Source organism: Paraburkholderia sp. BR13444 (assembly GCF_040948755.1).
GTDB classification, from domain to species: domain Bacteria; phylum Pseudomonadota; class Gammaproteobacteria; order Burkholderiales; family Burkholderiaceae; genus Paraburkholderia; species Paraburkholderia youngii.
In genome coordinates this window covers 88355-104977 of record NZ_JBFPKM010000010.1, presented here as the reverse complement: position 1 = coordinate 104977, position 16623 = coordinate 88355, and the positions used below count along the sequence as shown (strand labels likewise).

15 protein-coding genes are annotated in these 16623 nt (G+C 64.2%); 6 read left to right on the top strand and 9 right to left on the bottom strand.

The genetic code is table 11. The annotated features are described in order from the left end of the window. Positions 1-7: 7 nt before the first annotated feature. The 5 genes from gspK to gspG form a co-directional block, all read right to left on the bottom strand. Positions 8-1117: a type II secretion system minor pseudopilin GspK gene (gene gspK / locus AB3X95_RS26225; RefSeq protein WP_368622941.1), complete on the bottom strand. Its 1110-nt coding sequence runs from the start codon at positions 1115-1117 to the stop codon at positions 8-10. Position 1118: 1 nt separating this feature from the next. Then, entirely contained in the window at positions 1119-1793 is a 675-nt protein-coding gene (locus AB3X95_RS26220) for a type II secretion system protein J (RefSeq protein WP_176126664.1), read from the bottom strand. Further along, complete coding sequence (gene gspI, locus AB3X95_RS26215) at positions 1771-2214, bottom strand: type II secretion system minor pseudopilin GspI (RefSeq protein ID WP_176369922.1); 444 nt, start codon at positions 2212-2214, stop codon at positions 1771-1773. Before gspI ends, AB3X95_RS26220 begins: the two co-directional genes overlap by 23 nt. A gap of 1 nt (position 2215) precedes the next feature. Continuing rightward, positions 2216-2755 carry a GspH/FimT family pseudopilin gene (locus tag AB3X95_RS26210; protein WP_368622940.1) on the bottom strand — a complete coding sequence of 180 codons (540 nt, stop codon included), beginning with the start codon at positions 2753-2755 and terminating at the stop codon, positions 2216-2218. 177 nt (positions 2756-2932) lie between these two features. Further along, positions 2933-3397: a type II secretion system major pseudopilin GspG gene (gene gspG, locus AB3X95_RS26205; RefSeq protein ID WP_176109896.1), complete on the bottom strand. Its 465-nt coding sequence runs from the start codon at positions 3395-3397 to the stop codon at positions 2933-2935. Positions 3398-3533: 136 nt separating this feature from the next. Here gspG and AB3X95_RS26200 point away from each other — a divergent pair, with 136 nt between their 5' ends. After that, positions 3534-3947, top strand: a complete 414-nt coding sequence (locus AB3X95_RS26200) for a type II secretion system protein N (RefSeq protein WP_176109897.1) — start codon at positions 3534-3536, stop codon at positions 3945-3947. A 76-nt stretch (positions 3948-4023) separates the two neighbouring features. Here the strand turns inward: AB3X95_RS26200 and gspF are convergent, their stop codons facing one another. Genes gspF through gspD form a run of 3 tightly spaced genes read right to left on the bottom strand, consistent with a single transcriptional unit; the run spans position 4024 to position 9201 of the window. Further along, positions 4024-5241: a type II secretion system inner membrane protein GspF gene (gene gspF / locus AB3X95_RS26195; protein WP_013090994.1), complete on the bottom strand. Its 1218-nt coding sequence runs from the start codon at positions 5239-5241 to the stop codon at positions 4024-4026. A gap of 4 nt (positions 5242-5245) precedes the next feature. Continuing rightward, positions 5246-6760, bottom strand: coding sequence for a type II secretion system ATPase GspE (gene gspE, locus AB3X95_RS26190; RefSeq protein WP_368622997.1), 1515 nt, complete (start codon positions 6758-6760; stop codon positions 5246-5248). Positions 6761-6765: 5 nt separating this feature from the next. Then, on the bottom strand, positions 6766-9201 hold the full coding sequence (gene gspD / locus AB3X95_RS26185; protein ID WP_368622939.1) for a type II secretion system secretin GspD: 2436 nt from the start codon (positions 9199-9201) through the stop codon (positions 6766-6768). Between the two features lie 497 nt (positions 9202-9698). Between gspD and AB3X95_RS26180 the strand changes: the two genes are divergently transcribed. Together AB3X95_RS26180 and AB3X95_RS26175 are read left to right on the top strand one after the other, a co-directional pair. Continuing rightward, complete coding sequence (locus AB3X95_RS26180) at positions 9699-10142, top strand: lytic transglycosylase domain-containing protein (RefSeq protein ID WP_176125355.1); 444 nt, start codon at positions 9699-9701, stop codon at positions 10140-10142. Between the two features lie 145 nt (positions 10143-10287). Beyond that, positions 10288-11640 (top strand): GTP-binding protein, encoded by a 1353-nt coding sequence (locus tag AB3X95_RS26175; protein WP_368622938.1) that lies wholly within the window; start codon positions 10288-10290, stop codon positions 11638-11640. 99 nt (positions 11641-11739) lie between these two features. On the opposite strand, the gene AB3X95_RS26170 is transcribed toward AB3X95_RS26175, so the two are convergent. Beyond that, on the bottom strand, positions 11740-12018 hold the full coding sequence (locus AB3X95_RS26170) for an HU family DNA-binding protein (protein WP_013090989.1): 279 nt from the start codon (positions 12016-12018) through the stop codon (positions 11740-11742). A gap of 446 nt (positions 12019-12464) precedes the next feature. Here AB3X95_RS26170 and mnmC point away from each other — a divergent pair, with 446 nt between their 5' ends. The 3 genes from mnmC (at position 12465) to AB3X95_RS26155 (ending at position 16612) form a co-directional block, all read left to right on the top strand. Next, positions 12465-14432 carry a bifunctional tRNA (5-methylaminomethyl-2-thiouridine)(34)-methyltransferase MnmD/FAD-dependent 5-carboxymethylaminomethyl-2-thiouridine(34) oxidoreductase MnmC gene (gene mnmC, locus AB3X95_RS26165; RefSeq protein WP_368622937.1) on the top strand — a complete coding sequence of 656 codons (1968 nt, stop codon included), beginning with the start codon at positions 12465-12467 and terminating at the stop codon, positions 14430-14432. A gap of 419 nt (positions 14433-14851) precedes the next feature. Continuing rightward, complete coding sequence (locus tag AB3X95_RS26160; RefSeq protein ID WP_184226306.1) at positions 14852-15298, top strand: hypothetical protein; 447 nt, start codon at positions 14852-14854, stop codon at positions 15296-15298. A gap of 108 nt (positions 15299-15406) precedes the next feature. Continuing rightward, positions 15407-16612 carry a cation:proton antiporter gene (locus AB3X95_RS26155; protein WP_368622936.1) on the top strand — a complete coding sequence of 402 codons (1206 nt, stop codon included), beginning with the start codon at positions 15407-15409 and terminating at the stop codon, positions 16610-16612. Positions 16613-16623 lie beyond the last annotated feature (11 nt).

Genomic DNA, 16623 nt, shown 5'->3' with positions numbered 1-16623 from the left:
GCGTTATTCATAGTTGGTCTTGTACCCGCACGATACGCGTAGTGTGAGTCAGCGGATCGCGATAGACGAGTGTCGTGCGATCCACTTCGGCGCGCTCGTGCTGCACAGTGCCGTGGACTAAAAAGTAGCTCGAAGTGACGTCGAACTGATTCGGATCGATCGACGCCGATTGCACGCCGGCGGCGGTCAGCGCGAGCTGCACGTCGCCGGCGTTGCGGAAAAACACGGTCTGGCGCCGCGCGACCAAGGCCTGCGCCTGCGACACGGCCATGCCCGGCACCACCGCCGCGATCACTTCGGCCGACGCGGTGTTCATGTTGACCGCAGTGACGGTCGGCAGCACGGTGACGAACGGCCGCAGCTTTGCGACGATCTCCGGTGTGTAGCCCGGAATGTCGAGCAGCGAATCGACGCCCGTCATCAAGAGCGGCGCGACCGCCACGTTGTCCTCGCCGTCCTCGATGCCGGGCTGGTTCGTGAAGTTGCCGCCCGTCATCCCGCCGCCGCCGACCTGCGGCGAGCCGCTGATGGACGTGCCGGTCTGAAAGCGCGTCGCCGATTGTGACAGCCCCGCGCGCACGTGCAGCGCGGTCACTTTGGCCAGCTGCCCGCTCAGGCCGAGCGACACCAGCAGGCGCTGATACGCGCCCATCTGCTCGGCGCTGATTTGCGTCACGCCGGGCGCCGGACTCGCGACCAGATTGCGCAGATTGAATCTGGACTGCGCGTCCTCGATCGAGCCCGACAGGTACGTGGCCGCGCCTTGCTCAGCGCGCACCTCGCCGATCTGGCCGAGAAAATCCGACAGCCGCGTTTTCGCGATCGGCACGCCCCACAAGCCGCCCAGATACGTGATGCCCGCCGACGTGTCGCCTTCGGAGCGCAGGATCAGCCGGGTCCAGTCGAGCGCGCCGCGCGCGACCCATTGCGCCTGGGACAGCAGCCGCTGATTCTCGATGCGGCGGATCTGCACCTGCTGGCGCCACAACATGCCGGACACGAGGATCGCCGACAACGCGACGACGAGCAGCGCGCTGATGATGGCGGCGCCTCGCTCGCGTGTACGTGCGCGCGAAGCGGATGGGGACTTCTTCGGCAACGACGAGGAGAACGTCATGTCATTCTCCGACCAGAAAAACGCGCGTGACCGGCTTTGCGAGCGATGTCGCGCCGATGCTGACCTGGAGCCCCGTCACCGAGCGCGGCATCGGCGCGTTGCCGAGTTGCGGCACCTTCAGATTGTTGACGGCCTGGTTCATCGCGGTTTGCACGTCGTTCATCTGGATGGTCCAGCCGAGCTTCGGCACATACATGCGCGCCGAGATCGAGCCGACGCCGCCCATCAGCGGCACCGCGGTCCAATCTTCGTCGCTGCCATGCAACGCGCGCCGCAAGTCGCCGACGTTGCCGACCGGCGGCGACGCATAGCGCACCACGCGGCCGTTCGAGATCTGATAGCGCACCACCTGCAGACGCGGCGCGGTGCCCGGCAGCACCATGTGCCGCACGATCTGCAGCGTGTTGCCGGAGACCGACACCGCGGCCTGGCTGGCTTCGTCGTCGCTGGCGGCCTGGCGCGCGTCGATGCGCATCTGGTCGAACAGCTGGGCGAACACCCGCTCGTCTTCCATCGCGTTGGTGATCGTCGAGCGGGCACGGATGATCTGATCGAGCCCGCGCCACGACAGCACGGCGATCACCGCGAGGATCGCGATCGCGACCAGCAGTTCGATCAGCGTGAAGCCGCGCGCGCCGTAACGGCGGCGGCGCTCACAGCGAGCGGTTGATTTCATTCGCGACCACCGTGACCATCTGGGCGAGATTGCCGGACTGGCCGGGCATCGTCACCATCACTTCGACACGGCGAAACACCGGATTCGGCGTCGCCGTCACATGCTCGGTACAGCGCAGTTGCAGATTGCCTTGCGAGCAATCGAAGCTCGTCGAGCCGATGTCCGGCCATGCATGCTTTAGATGCAGGTCCGCGAGCGCGTTGTCCGCGCTCCAGCCGGCGAGCAGACGCCGGTGCAGATCCGCTTCGCCGCTCGCCAGACTGCCGACCGCGCGCAGCGACGCGGCAAGCGCCACCGCGATGATGGCGAGCGCGACCAGCACCTCGATCATCGTGAAGCCGCGCTGGTTGCGGCACGCGATAGCGCGCGTGTTGCAAAGAGAAGAGGCATGGGCGGGCCTGCCATAACGTCGCATCCGCATGTCAGCGCACCTCGTAGCGGCCATTGCCGGTACTGACGATCGTCGCCTGTCCGGCCGCCGAAAACAGCGTGACCTGCACCGGCACGTCGATCGCCTCGGTCCCGAACACGATGCGATCGGCGTGCGAATCCGAACCCGGGAAACTGATCGCGACACTGGTCACGCCGCCTTCCCACTTACGCGGCCCGAGCAGATCGTCGCGCAACGGACGCCAGCCGTCCTGGGTGCGCTGATCGAAACGGAAGCCGCCTTCGAACGGCTGCCACGCGATCGGCCGCGCCCGCACCTGCGCTTCGTCGCCAGCCGATTCGAACAGCAGCGCGAGACGCTGCGCTTCTTCGTTCAGATCCGTGCGCGGATTGCGGGTCATCGTCAGCGCGGTCAGCGACACGAGCAGACCCGCGATCACGAGCACGACCATCATTTCGAGCAGCGTGAAGCCAGCCGCGCGGCCGCGGCGTTGCCGGAAGCGCGGCCGCGAAGCCGCACACGGAGTGTCCACACGGGACTTGCAAGCGGACGTGCGCATAGTGCCGGCCATCGACGATCAACGAATATTCAAACAGCAATGCATCGGTGAAGCACGCACGCTTCGTCGCGCCACGCAAATTGCGGCACGGCGGGCAGGGCGCCCGGTGAAACCAGCGGCCAACCCAGTGGCAACGAGGGCGCGTGCGTGAACATCATCGAGCCTGGCGGGATGCTCTGTTCAGCGTGCTTATTGCCAGGACCCGACGTCGGCATCGTTGCCTTCGCCGCCCGGCTTGCCATCGGCACCGTAGCTGAACACATCGATCTCACCGTGCACGCCCGGATTCAGATACTGATACGCGTTGCCCCACGGATCGTTCGGCAGACGCTCGAGATAGCCGCCGTCCTTCCAGTTGTTCGGCACCGGGTCGGTGGACGGTTTTTCGATCAGCGCGTGCAGGCCTTGCTCCTGGGTCGGATAGCGGCCGTTGTCGAGGCGATAGAGCTTCAACGCCTGCATCACGGTGCCGATGTCCTGTTTCGCGGCGACGCGCCGCGCTTCGTCCGGACGGCTCATGATCTTCGGCACGATCAGCGCGGCGAGAATGCCGAGAATCGCGATCACGACCATGATTTCGATCAGCGTGAAACCGCGTTGACGACGGCCGCGTGAACCCGCGTTGTCAGCGCGGCGAATGGTCGACAGTTGCATAGCTTGCTACCTCTTTTCAGGTGAAATTTTCGGCTCGGGTTGTCAGATTGAACACGCCGGGCCGGTCATTTTAATGTCATGCAGTTGAAGGCTTTCAACCCACCGCAATCTTCACAATAGTCCGTACAATGTGCGCATGAACGCCATCCAAATCCGCCTCCTGTCGCTCGCGCTGTTCGCCGCTTTCTGCGCGACGCTCACCTACTGGGTCATCACGCTCACCACGATGTCCGGCGCGCCGCTACCGGCTGCCGCCGCACACGCGCAGGTCTCGACCGACCAGGCCGCGACGCTGTTCGGCGGACAGCTCGCGCGCAACGTAAATCAGGACATCCATCTGTTCGGCATCCTCGCGTTGAGCGAAGGCGCCGCGGCGATCGTCAGCGTCGGTGGCGAGCCGCCGCACGCGGTGTCGCTCGGCAGCACGCTGATGCAAGGCACGAGGCTCTCCGAAGTTCGCGCCCGCTCGATCATCATCGACCGCAACGGCGCCCACTCGGAAATCTTCCTGCCCGCCAATTCCAGCGGTCCCACCATCTACGTGCGCTGAAACTTGAAGCGGTTGCGCGGCTGATACGGCACGCCGCGCAAATCCTTTCTCTTCCTTCCTCGCGCTACGGCTACCGCTACTGCACGAGGTTGTTCAGCTCGATGATCGGCAGCATCACCGCAAGCACGATCACGAGCACCACGCCCCCCATCGCCAGAATCAGCAGCGGCTCGAGCAGGCTCGTCAGGAACATCGTGCGACGCTCCAGTTCGCGCGCTTCGCCGTCGGCCGCGCGATCGAGCATCGTCGTCACGTCGCCGGTCGCTTCACCCGAGCGGATCAGGTGCACGAGCACCGGCGGAAACGTCTTCGTGTTGCCGAGCGCGCGCGACAGCGACGTACCTTCGCGGACCCGCACGATCGCATCGTCGATGTTCTCGCGCATTGCGTTGTTGCTGAGCGTATCGGCCGCGGCCTGCAACGCGCGCAGAATCGGCACGCCCGCCGCGGTCAGAATGCCGAGCGTGCTGGCGAAGCGCACGGTGTTATAGCCGCGCACCAGCTTGCCGAGCAGCGGCGCGGTAAGCAGCCAGCGGTCGAAGGCAAGACGCGGCCCCGGTTGCCTGAGCGTCGCGCGCACCAGATAGACGACCACGATCACGCCGATCAGCATCGCCCACCACCAGTGCCGCACGAAACCGGACAGCGCCATCATCATGATCGTCAGAAACGGCAGCTGCTGCTTGGTGCTCGCGAACACGTTGACGACCTGCGGCACCACATAGCTGAGCAGGAACGTAACGATGCCGAACGCGATGATCGTGACGATCGTCGGATACGTGAACGCCAGCACGATCTTCTGCTTCAGGGCATTGCGCTGCTCGATGTAATCGGCGAGCCGCGACAGCACCAGGCCGAGCTTGCCCGTGTGTTCGCCGGCCGCGACGAGCGCCCGGTAGATCTCGGGGAAATCCTTCGGATGCTGCTGCAGCGCGTTCGCAAGCGAATGACCGCCGAGCACTTCGGCGCGAATCGCCGCCATCAGCTCGCGGATGTAGTCGCGCTCCGACTGCTCGGTCAGCACCGAGAGCGCTTCGTCGAGCGGCAGGCCCGCGATCAGCAGACTCGCGAGCTGCCGCGTCAGAATCGCCTGCTCGCGCTGCGACAGACGACGCCCGAGCGCGAGCCGCTGATTGCGCTCGCCGCGCGTGCGCGACGCCGCCGGTTCGACGACGAGCGGTGTGAGTCCCTGCGAACGCAAGTTGGTGCGCGCGCCGCGCGCACTGTCGGCGTCGAGCACGCCTTTTTGTGCCTTGCCCGCCGCGTCGATCGCTTCAAAACGGAATGCCGGCATGCGCTTATGCTCCGCCCGTCACGCGAATCACTTCTTCGAGCGACGTCAGTCCCGATGCGAGCCAGCGCTCCGAATCCTCGCGCAGCGTGCGCATGCCTTGGGCGCGGCCCGCTTCGAGAATTTCGGCATCGGCCGCGTTGCGGTGGATCAGCGAGCGGATCGTTTCGTCGATCAGCAGCAGCTCGTAGACGCCGCGGCGTCCCGCGTAACCCGACTGGCCACAACGGTCGCAGCCGACCGGATGCCAGCGCTTGCTGCCGTCTTCCTCGGTGCGCTCTTCGCGGCACACCGGGCACAGTCGCCGCACCAGCCGCTGCGCGAGCACGCCGAGCAGCGACGAGGCGAGCAGATACGGCTCGACGCCCATGTCGGTCAGACGCGTGACGGCCGATGCCGCGTCGTTCGTGTGCAGCGTGGCGAGCACCAGGTGGCCGGTCAGCGATGCCTGCACCGCGATCTGCGCGGTTTCGAGGTCGCGGATTTCACCGATCATGATGACGTCCGGGTCCTGACGCAGAATCGAGCGCAATGCGCGCGCGAAGCTCATGCCGATCCGCTCGTTGACCTGCGTCTGGCCGATGCCGGACAGGTCGTATTCGATCGGGTCTTCCACCGTCATGATGTTGGTGGTTGCCGTCTCCAGTCGCGACATCGACGCATACAGCGTCGTCGTCTTGCCTGAGCCGGTCGGGCCCGTCACGAGCACGATGCCGTGCGGCTTGCCGATCAGCTTGTCGAACTGGCCGAGCGTGTCGGATGCCATGCCGAGCGCTTCGAGATTGAGCCGCGCCGCGTCTTTCTCGAGCAGACGCAGCACCGCGCGCTCGCCGTGGCCCGTCGGCAGCGTCGATACCCGCACGTCGACCGGACGACCGCCAACGCGCAGCGTGATGCGGCCGTCCTGCGGCAAACGTTTTTCCGCGATGTCGAGTTGCGCCATGATCTTGATCCGCGAGATCAGCGCGCCGTGCAGCGCTTTCTTGGGCCGCACCACGTCGCGCAGCGTGCCGTCGACGCGAAAACGCACTACCGACGCATTCTCGAACGGCTCGATATGGATATCCGATGCCTGCTCGCGCGCCGCTTGCGTGAGCAGCGCGTTGATCATGCGGATGATCGGCGCGTCGTCTTCCGATTCGAGCAGATCCTCGACCTCGGGGATGTCCTGCATCAGCCGCGACAGATCGACTTCGCCTTCCACTTCGCCGACCACCTGCGCGGCGCTGCCGTCCTGGCGCGCATAGGCCTGGTTGATCGCCTGCGCGAGATCGTCGGCGGGCACGCGCACGACCGACACTACGCCGTAGTTGCGCGCGATTTCGGCAAGCGCGGCTTCGCTCGTGCGTTCGCTGATCCAGACTTCGAGGCTATCGGCATGCTGATGCGCGACCAGGATCTGGCCGCTGCGCGCAAAACCGTATGGCACGAGCCGGGCGGCGAGCGGCGAGGGTGCCGCGCGCTCGCCGGCCGCGGCATCGCCGTTCAGCGGACGTTGCGAGGGCGCGGTTTGCGCGGGCATCTGCGTCACGGACGCGCTCCCGGCGACACCGTGCTCGGCACCGGGCCGCTCGCCGGCTCGACGACGGCCGGTTGCGGCATGGTTTGCGGCACCGTCTGCGGCACGGGTTGGGTTGTAGTCTGCGCGCCAGCTTGCGGCACGGCCGGCGCGCCAGCTTGGGGTACGGCCTGCGGCGGTACCTGTTGAGGAACCTGTTGCGGTGCCTGCTGCGGCATCATCTGCTGGCGGCGCATCTGGTTCAGGTCGAACAGGTTCATCGCCGGCGCCCCGCCCTGGCTCGGGCCGAGCGGCATCGGCGGCACGACCGGATCGTCGCGATCCCTCATGATGTTGTTGTCCTGACGGTACGCGCCCTGCACACCCTGGATGTAGTCGTAGCGGTTCGCCGTGACGGCCTGCGTGGTGTCGCGGTCGGCGAGAATGACCGGGCGCAGGAACACCATCAGGTTAGTCTTGTTGCGCGTCTTCTGCTCGGAGCGGAACAGCTGGCCCAGCCAGGGAATGTCGCCAAGCAGCGGCACCTTGCTGTTGCTGACCTGGTAGTTGTCCTGCATCAGGCCGCCGAGCACGATGATCTCGCCGTTATCGCATAGCACGGTCGACTGGATCGAACGCTTCGTGAATTCCGGGCCCGCCGGGTTCGTCGCCGCGTTGTTCGTACCGTTCACGATCGCCGAATCTTCCGTGTAGAGCAGCAGCTTCAGGATGCCGCCGTCGGTAATCTGCGGCTTCACGTGCAGCGTCAGACCGACGTCGACCCGGTCGAACGTGTTGAACGCCGCGCTCGTCGTGCCGCTCGTCAGGTTCGAGTACGAACCGGTCTGGATCGGCACGTTGGTACCGACAATGATCTTCGCTTCTTCGTTGTCGAGCGTGATCAGGTTCGGCGTGGACAGCACGTTCGCGTCTGCGGTCTGCGACAGCGCCTGCAGCAGTGCGCCGAGACCCTGCACGCCGAAGATGTTGTGGATCCAGCCGACGTTCAAGCCCTGTTGCAGGCCCTGGCTGCCCAGCGCCGTCGCGAGACCGCCGGTCGAACCAGCCGCGGCCGCCGCGGCCGTCAGGTTGATGATGCTGTTGCCCGAGCCAGTCGCCAGGTTGGTACCGGCAAACAGGTTGCCGTTCGCGACCTGCCACTGAATGCCGAGGTTGCCGCTCGTATTCGAGTTCAACTCGACGATCAGTGCCTCGATATACACCTGCGCGCGACGCGCATCGAGCTGGTCGATCACCGCGCGCAAGTTGCGGTACGTCGCTTCGGGCGCGGTGATGATCAGCGAGTTGGTCGCGGAATCGGCGGTAATCATGCCGCCGCCCTGATCCTCACTCTTTTCCTTGTCGCCGCCGAGAAATCCGCCGGTATTACTGCTCGAGCCCGAAGCGCCGCCGCCCATCGGCGAGTTCATCGAGCCGCCGCCGAGGCCGCCCGACGGCAACGGCGGCGTGCCCGACGAGCCCGTCGAATAGCTGCTGCTCGACAGACCGCCACCGCCGCCACCACCGCCGCCGCCGCCGCCGCCGCTCGTGTTCTGGTTGAACGAGTTCGCCTCGTTCGCGCCACCCGACGAGCCCTCGCCTCCGCCCTTGCCGAGCATGCTGCGCAGCGTGCGCGCGAGCTTCGTCGCGTCGGCATTGCGTAGCGGCACGACGTGGATGTTGCCCGGCATCGCGGTCGGCATGTCGAGCTGCTTGGCGAGCTCCTTGGCCGCCGCGAGGCGTGCGGTGTTCGACGCGCGCATCAGCAGCGAGTTGGTGCGCGGATCGGACGAGATCGACACCTTGAGCGTCGCGTCCGTGCTGCCGATCGAGCCCGGATCGAGCATCTTGTTCATCTGCTGCGCGATGTCGATCGCATTCGCGTTCTTCAGCGGCACGACTGCAACCGCCTGGCCGGCCGCGCTATCGACACCCGCGATGATCTGGGCGATGCGCCGCACGTTGTCGGCGTAGTCGGTGACGACGATCGTATTGTTGGAGGGGTAGGCCGCGACCGTGTTGTTCGGCGAGATCAGCGGACGCAGAACCGGCAGCAGATTGTTGGCCGACTCATTCCTCAGCGTGAAGACCTGCGTGACGACCTGGTCGCCGCGCGCCGTCGGCGCGTTGCCGACGTAGGTCGGCACGCCCTGTAGCTTGGCGTCGGCCTCGGGCACCACTTTCAGCACGCCATGATCCTGCACGAGCGCGAACCCCTGCATGCGCAGCGCGGACTGCAGGGTTTTGAGCGCCTGATCCTGAGGCACAGAATTTTCGGACACGAGGTTCAGTTGCCCCTTCACCCGCGGATCGACGATGATCGTCTTGCCGGTCGCCGCGCCGATCGCCTTGGCGACCTGGTCGATGTCGGCGTTGACGAAGTTGAGTGTCACCTGCGCCTGTGCAGTTTGCGCGGTGATCAGTCCAGCCACCAGCAGCGCCGTTGCCACCCGACGCAAAGTCATACAATTTCTTCTCATGGGATGTGATATCGATGCCGGCAGCCTCTGGCCACCGACGGTCATGCGATGCGGACCCGGCGGCAAGTTACCGCTCGGTCGGTTTGTGAGCCGGCCCTAAAAGCGAGTTTCGCTTCGAGCTCCAACGTCCCGACGTCCGAAAAAATCGAACAGTAACAGCTTTTCATGTCGGAATTGAAACAAAACAAGGGGCCCCATGCGAATCCACGAAGATCGCAGAGCTGTTATTAAATTGAAAGCTACCCGTCACGGCACACTCACGCCATTACCCGGCCTTGTGCGGTCTTATGTCGGTTAGCCAACTTGACGAAGGTCGGACTGCCGGTATGATACGAGCCGTTCGACCCACTGTTATGTGTTTGCTGACGCGGGTTTTCCCCGATGCTCGACAAACGCCCGGCCAGCTTGCCGTTGCGGCCGAGAGGCGGTCGGTGAACTGCCTTACCGATTCTTACCTCGGGTTTGCTTAGTCCTATTGACCGATGAAACGTCCGCTCCTCACCGTTGCCGCCACGCTCGCGCTGCTCGCCGCAGCCGGTTCCGCGCGCGCCGACTGCTTCGATGAAGCCGCGAAGTATCAGAAGGTCAATCCGCTGATCTTACGGGCTATCGCGTGGCAGGAGTCGCACAACCGGCCGGACGCGCAGCACAAGAACGCGAACGGCTCGACCGACTACGGTGTGATGCAAATCAATTCGGTGCATCTGCCGGTGCTCGCCCAGTACGGGATCTCGCAGGGCACGCTGATGGAGCCGTGCAAGAACGTTTACATCGCGGCGTGGCATCTGCGCCGCCAGATGAACAAGTACGGCAATACCTGGCAGGCGGTCGGAGCATACCACTCGGAGACGCCGACGTTGCGGGACAAATACGCGCAACAGATCGCTGCGATTCTGCGCAGCTGGAAGTTGATGCCCGCGCAGTAAGCCATTCCAACGCTGTCGCTCGCACGAGCCGGACGCATTTTAATGCACAATGCGACTTCGTGCTTTTGTCGCGCCGTCGCAGCGACGCCGACGATTTGGCCCCACGCCCGGCACGCCTTCCAATCTTCCCGTATTTCGTACCGCGATGAACCAGCCGCTATTGCCCATCACCGTGCTGTCCGGTTTTCTGGGCGCTGGCAAGACCACGCTCCTGAACCACATCCTCGCGAATCGCGCCGGTTTGCGCGTCGCCGCGATCGTCGACGATCTGGCCGACGTCAATATCGAGCCGACGCTCGTGCGTGATGCGGCCGAGCTGTCGGGCGTCGACGAGCAGATCGTCGAACTCAGGAACGGCTGCATTTGCTGCACACCGCGCGACGATCTGCAAAGCGAAATCCGTCGCCTCGCCGGCGAAAAGCGCTTCGACGTGCTGGTGATCGAATCGAGTGGCATCGCCGAGCCCATGTCGATTGCCGAGACCATCACATTCGATGGCGACGAACCATCGCCCGGCGAAGCCGCCCGGCTCGATACGATGGTCACGATCGTCGATGCGTTCAACTTCCTGCGCGATTACGCGTCTGCCGATGCGCTCTCCGAACGCGGCGTCACGGTCGACGAAGGCGACGACCGCATGATCGTGGAGTTGCTGATCGAGCAGATCGAGTTTTGTGACGTGCTCGTCGTGAACAAGATTGATCTCGTCAGCGCGGACGAGCTCGCGCGTTTGCAGCGCATCCTCGCGCGCCTGAACCCGCGCGCGGTGCAGCTCGCGAGCCGCCTTGCCGACGTGCCGCTCGGTCAGGTGCTGAACACCGGACGCTTCGATATCGACGAAGCGTCGAATGCGCAGGGCTGGCTCGCGGCGCTCGAGCACAAGCACGAGAATGAGCACGGCGGTAAAGATGGCCGCATGCATTACAGCGAAGCCGACGAATACGGCGTCGGCTATTTCGTCTATCGCGCGCGCCGGCCGTTTCATCCGCAGCGGCTATGGGAGCTGCTGCACCAGGAGTGGAAGGGCGTACTGCGCAGCAAGGGATTCTTCTGGCTCGCGACGCGCAACGATATCGGCGGTTCGCTCTCGCAGGCCGGTGGTGCTTGCCGGCACGGCCCCGCGGGCATGTGGTGGGCCGCGCAGGATCGCAGCGAATGGCCGGAAGGCGACGACGAGCTGGCCGCCGAAATCGCCGCCGACTGGTACGGCGAGCCGGACGATATGAGCATCGGCGATCGTCGTCAGGAGTTCGCGCTGATCGGCGTCGATATCGACCCCGCCCTCTGGCGCGCGAAGTTCGATGCCTGTCTGCTCACCGACGACGAATACGCGCTCGGGCCGCAAGCCTGGCAGCAGTTCCCCGATCCGTTCCCGGCATGGGAGTTCGACGACCACGATCACGATCACGACCAGCATCACCATCATCATCACGGGCACGGCGACGACTGCGAGCATTGTGGACATGACCACGGCAAGAACGCGCATCGTCATGACTGAACGAAGCACGCCGCGCATTCGAACCTCATGCACGGACGAAAAAAAACCCGCCACTGGCGGGTTTTTCTCGCGGGTGTCAACTGCCCGGCAGTAGTCTGCTTAGCGCTTGTTGACTGCGTCCTTGAACGCCTTGCCTGCCGTGAACTTGACAGTCTTGGCAGCCGGGATCTTGATGGTTTCGCCGGTCTTCGGATTACGCCCCGTACGCGCTGCGCGCTTGCCCGAACCAAAGCTACCGAAGCCGATCAACTGGACCGCCTCACCCTTCGACACAGACTTCTTGATCACTTCAAGCAACGTGTCCAGCGTTTCACCGGTTTGAGCCTTGCTGGCGCCCGTCTGTCCTGCGACAGCGTCGATCAGTTCCTGTTTGTTCATTAAGGTTCCTTTCTGAGTTTAGGTTGATACGAACAGCGCGACCGCGCCGATTATACGTGCGCGCACCGCGCCGTCGAGCAGCTACGGCCCCGATCCTGAAGATCTCCCACGCCGGACAGGATACTGTTCGGCGGCCGTGCTGCCGCTCCCTTCGCGGCGCTTGCTATGATAGCGCAGCGCAAACCCAATCAGGATAAGGGTTTCGAGGAATTGCACGGTTTTCGGGCCGTTCTTGCAAGTAAATCGAAATTTTGCCCTTCAGCACCCCCTAAACGAGGGCTGAAACCCAGTCCTGGCGGGGGTTAGCGTTGGTTTTTGCCAACGCAGCAAAGCGTCTGAAAGCGTCCTGATGGGTCTCTTGCGGCGACTCGCGCGCGGCGCGCGCCGACTCCGACCATCGAACCCGCTCTTTCGAGCGATCTTTTGAGCGTGTTTTCCCGTCGCGCATGACCGATCCGCTGATCCCCGCCGTCCTCGCTTTCCGCGACAACGGCAGCCCCTTTTCACCGCACTACGACGACATCTATCACAGCGCCGTCGGCGCGCTCGAGCAGGCTCGCTACGTCTTTCTGCGCGGCAACGAATTGCCCGAAAGATGGCAGAGCCGTCGAACCTTCACCGTGCTCGAAACCGGCTTTGGCATCGGCATCAACTTTCTCGTCACGTGGGCCGCGTGGCGCGCCGATCCCGCACGCTGCGAGCGGCTGCATTTCGTGTCGACAGAGAAGCATCCGTTTAGCGCCGCCGATCTGCGCCGCGTCCACGCATCGACGATCTCCGATCCGCTGATCGCCCAACTCGCGGACACGCTCGCGAACGCATGGCCGATGCTCGTGCCCGGTACGCACCGGCTGGAATTCGAAGGCGGCCGCGTCGTGCTGACGTTGATCTTCGCCGATGCGCTCGACAGCCTGCCCGCATTGCGGCTGCGTGCCGATGCTTTTTATCTCGATGGTTTCGCGCCCGCGAAAAATCCCGAACTGTGGAGTCCGGCGATCTTCAAGGCGCTCGCGCGCGTCGCCGGCGACGACGCGACCTTCTCCACCTATAGCAGCGCGGGCGACGTCAAGCGCGCGTTGACGCAATGCGGCTTCGAGTATCGCAAGGTCGACGGCTTCGGCTGGAAACGCGCGATGCTGGTCGGACGCTTCGCGCCGCGCTGGCGTGTGCGCCGTTATGAACCGCCCGCGCCGTTCGGCCATGATGAACGACATGCGGTCGTGATCGGAGCGGGGCTGGCCGGCTGCGCAGTGATCGAACGGCTTGCGGCACGCGGCTGGCGCGTGACTTCGCTCGAGCGGCATGGGTCGGTTGCGCAGGATGCGTCGGGCAATCCGGCCGGCGTATTCCACCCAATGATTTCGCGCGACGACAGTGTCGCGTCGCGCGTCACGCGAGCGGGCTTTCTGTACTCGCTCAATCGTTGGACCGCACTCGAAAACGCAGGGCATCGACTGGCCCGCGGAGATCGCGGCCTACTGCAGATCGCCGCGGACGACGACGAATCGCGCGCGATCGGCGCGGCCATCGCCACGTTTCGCTATCCGTCCGACTACGTGACGCCGGTCTCCGCGGACGATGCAGCGCAACTTGCCGGCATGCCGCTCGCGCGTGGCGGCTGGTTCTTTCCGCGCGGCGGCTGGATCGATCCCGCCTCTCTTTGCGCGGCGCAATTGGCATCGGCAGGCGGCTTGCTCGAACGACGCTTCGGCGTCGACGTCGCGCGGCTCGAACGTTGCGGCGACCAGTGGACCGTGTTCGATATCGCGGGAAAGGTGGTCGCGCGAGCGCCGGTCGTGATCGTCGCCGGTGCGCATGAAGCTGCGCGCATCGCTGGCTTGCGTCATGCGCCGACTCGCAGCATTCGCGGTCAGTTGAGCTTGCTGCCGGCGGGGACCGTCGCGCCGCTCGCGCTGCCGGTGATCGGCGAGGGCTATGCCGTGCCGCTCGCGAACGGCGTCACGCTGACAGGCGCGACCTATGAGCTCGACGACCACGACACGTCGCTGCGCGCGGACGGTCACCGCGAGAATCTCGAGCGCGTCGCGCAGATGCTGCCGTCATTCGCAAGCGCACTCGATGACGCCTCGCTGACCTCGCTCAGCGGACGCGTTGCGTTTCGCTGCGTGACCTCGGACCGCATGCCGATGATCGGCCAGCTCGCCGACGAAGCCGCTGCCGCACGCGATGCTGCCCGCCTGCGCGGCGCATGGCCGCTCGATCTGCCGCGCGTCGATGGTCTATACGGCGCATTCGCTTATGGTTCTCGCGGGCTGGTATGGGCCGCGCTCGGCGCTGAACTGATCGCATCACAGATCGAAGGCGAGCCGTGGCCGCTGGAACGCGATCTCGCCGAGGACATCGACCCCGCGCGTTTTCTGCTGCGTTCGTTGCGGCAGGGGACGATCGGTTAACCGGCTTCGACCATCGCGGCAGAGTTAACGCCCGGCACGTTAACTCCGCCCGCGCTGTAAACCACGTTAACCGACACCTCCGCTTATCCACCGCAACCTGTGGATAACCGCGCAGTTAACCGGCGCAAGTGGTGTGGAGCCGTTGTGGACGTAAACGGGGTAACTGGGACATCGAGAAAAAGTGCGAAAAGTTGCTCGCGTATACCGGCCGCAGCCGCACATGCTGTCCATCCGGTTATGCGGCCGACAACCTGATGATTTATTTCGGTAAACATAGGTTATCCACAGAAACCGAGGCAGCTTGTTAACTGTTACTACGTATACATACGGTAAACCAGTAAACAGCAAAGACGGGGGCTAGCGCCCCGCCTATCGGGCTGGATGAATTTCGTTCGAGCTCACGTAAACGGATTAACTCGATGCGCGCCGTTAACCTGGGAGGAGCGAAAGAAACGCAGACCAAACCGCGCATCAAGGTCACGCACGCGGACGTGACGCCAGGGAGCGGATTCACCGTTCGCGATGTTGTTGAAATTGACGGGATACCTCGAAAAAAGGTCGCTTTTTCCGTTCGGTATGAAAATAACGTACTTTTTTACCGTTTTGCCAGCGAGTTAACGTGTTTTCGGTTAACGCGGAACAAGCTATGGCACAATCCCGGTTCTTTTCCGCGTCGTGCCACCGCATCTGACGGCACGCGCAGCAACGGAACGGTGCCGGTCAAACAGAATCTGATTCAGGTCGACGGCGTTCCTTCACCGTGCCTGTTGCTACTGCCGCATCCCGTGAATGTGCCCGACTCAGTGCGGTTTTTTGCGGCCGCGGCGCATTCCGATCATCCGATCATTGAAACCTCGCAACGCTGACTTCGCGAAGCGCTTGCGACAACGAGCGCTCTCGTTTCGCTCGTGCCACGGCGTGCGTGTGCGCCGGTTCGTGTCGTCTGCCGTTGCTGCCAAGGAGAACCCATTACGATGAATTCGGCGTTTTCGTTTCTGCCAGCGTGGCCGCTTTCACCAGACGCCATTTTCTGGGCAGGTCTCGCATTGCTTGTCGCTGGTCTGTGCGGCGAGCTTTGCTTTCGCGCGTGGCATTTACCGCGCATTTCCGGCTATGCGGTGATCGGCCTCATAGCCGGCGGGGCCGGTTTTGGCGTAATCGATGCGGATTCCGCGAGCGCCGCGCGGCCGCTGCTCGACGTCGCGCTCGGCCTGTTGCTGTTCGAACTGGGCAGCCGGCTCGATCTGCGCTGGATCCGCCGTAATCCGTGGCTGATTCTGTCGAGCGTGGCCGAAGCCACGCTGACTTTCGTGCTGGTGCTGCCGGTGCTCCTATTCCTTCACGTGCCGCTGATGGTCGCGACCGTGCTGGCCGCGATCGCGATGGCGACATCTCCCGCGATGGTGATCCAGCTCAAAACCGAACTGCGCGCCGAAGGCCAGGTCACGCAGCGTCTTCTGACCTTGACCGCGCTGAACAGCATGTACGCGGTCGTGATCGAAAAGCTCGTGTCGAGCTGGCTGCATCAGGAGGTTTACGGCAACGTGTTCGCGACGATCCTGCAGCCGTTGTACCTGCTGGTCGGCTCGCTCGTGCTCGCATATCTGCTCGCGCGCACCTGTACGTTCTTCTATCGGCGCCTGAACATGCACGACGAGCATTCGTTCGTCGCGCTGTTCGGTCTCGTGCTGCTTGCGATCGCAATCGCGCATCTGTTCAAGCTATCGACGATTCTCGCGCTGCTCGCCGCGGGCATCATCGTCAAGAATCACGAAGCGCGTCCGCAGTTGTGGCCGCAGCATTTCGGCACCGCGGGGTGGCTGCTGACGGTGATCCTGTTCGTGCTGACGCTGACGTCGTTCGAATGGAGGCACATCGCGTTGGGCGGAGTCGCGGCGCTGGGCCTGATCGTTGCTCGTCTCGTCGCGAAGCTGGTCGGCGTGCTGGCTTTCGCGAAGCCGAGCGGCCTGAACCTGAAGCAGGGCATCGCACTCGGCCTGTCGTTGTCACCGATGTCGGCGCTCGCGTATCTGCTCGTCGACGACACGTACAACCTGTATCCGAGCTTCGATCCGCAACTGCGCGCGATCGTCATGTGTTCGATTTTCGTGCTGCAGATTCTCGGGCCGTGGCTCGTCTATCGCAGCCTCGCGCTCGTCGCCGAGCGGCGCGTGGGGTGAGCGTGAAACGC

Coding starts and splice junctions, on each gene's coding strand:
- gspK (WP_368622941.1), bottom strand. CDS start 1,117: ATGACGTTCTCCTCGTCGTTGCCGAAGAAGTCCCCATCCGCTTCGCGC.
- AB3X95_RS26220 (WP_176126664.1), bottom strand. CDS start 1,793: ATGAAATCAACCGCTCGCTGTGAGCGCCGCCGCCGTTACGGCGCGCGC.
- gspI (WP_176369922.1), bottom strand. CDS start 2,214: ATGCGGATGCGACGTTATGGCAGGCCCGCCCATGCCTCTTCTCTTTGC.
- AB3X95_RS26210 (WP_368622940.1), bottom strand. CDS start 2,755: ATGGCCGGCACTATGCGCACGTCCGCTTGCAAGTCCCGTGTGGACACT.
- gspG (WP_176109896.1), bottom strand. CDS start 3,397: ATGCAACTGTCGACCATTCGCCGCGCTGACAACGCGGGTTCACGCGGC.
- AB3X95_RS26200 (WP_176109897.1), top strand. CDS start 3,534: ATGAACGCCATCCAAATCCGCCTCCTGTCGCTCGCGCTGTTCGCCGCT.
- gspF (WP_013090994.1), bottom strand. CDS start 5,241: ATGCCGGCATTCCGTTTTGAAGCGATCGACGCGGCGGGCAAGGCACAA.
- gspE (WP_368622997.1), bottom strand. CDS start 6,760: ATGCCCGCGCAAACCGCGCCCTCGCAACGTCCGCTGAACGGCGATGCC.
- gspD (WP_368622939.1), bottom strand. CDS start 9,201: ATGACTTTGCGTCGGGTGGCAACGGCGCTGCTGGTGGCTGGACTGATC.
- AB3X95_RS26180 (WP_176125355.1), top strand. CDS start 9,699: ATGAAACGTCCGCTCCTCACCGTTGCCGCCACGCTCGCGCTGCTCGCC.
- AB3X95_RS26175 (WP_368622938.1), top strand. CDS start 10,288: ATGAACCAGCCGCTATTGCCCATCACCGTGCTGTCCGGTTTTCTGGGC.
- AB3X95_RS26170 (WP_013090989.1), bottom strand. CDS start 12,018: ATGAACAAACAGGAACTGATCGACGCTGTCGCAGGACAGACGGGCGCC.
- mnmC (WP_368622937.1), top strand. CDS start 12,465: ATGACCGATCCGCTGATCCCCGCCGTCCTCGCTTTCCGCGACAACGGC.
- AB3X95_RS26160 (WP_184226306.1), top strand. CDS start 14,852: ATGCGCGCCGTTAACCTGGGAGGAGCGAAAGAAACGCAGACCAAACCG.
- AB3X95_RS26155 (WP_368622936.1), top strand. CDS start 15,407: ATGAATTCGGCGTTTTCGTTTCTGCCAGCGTGGCCGCTTTCACCAGAC.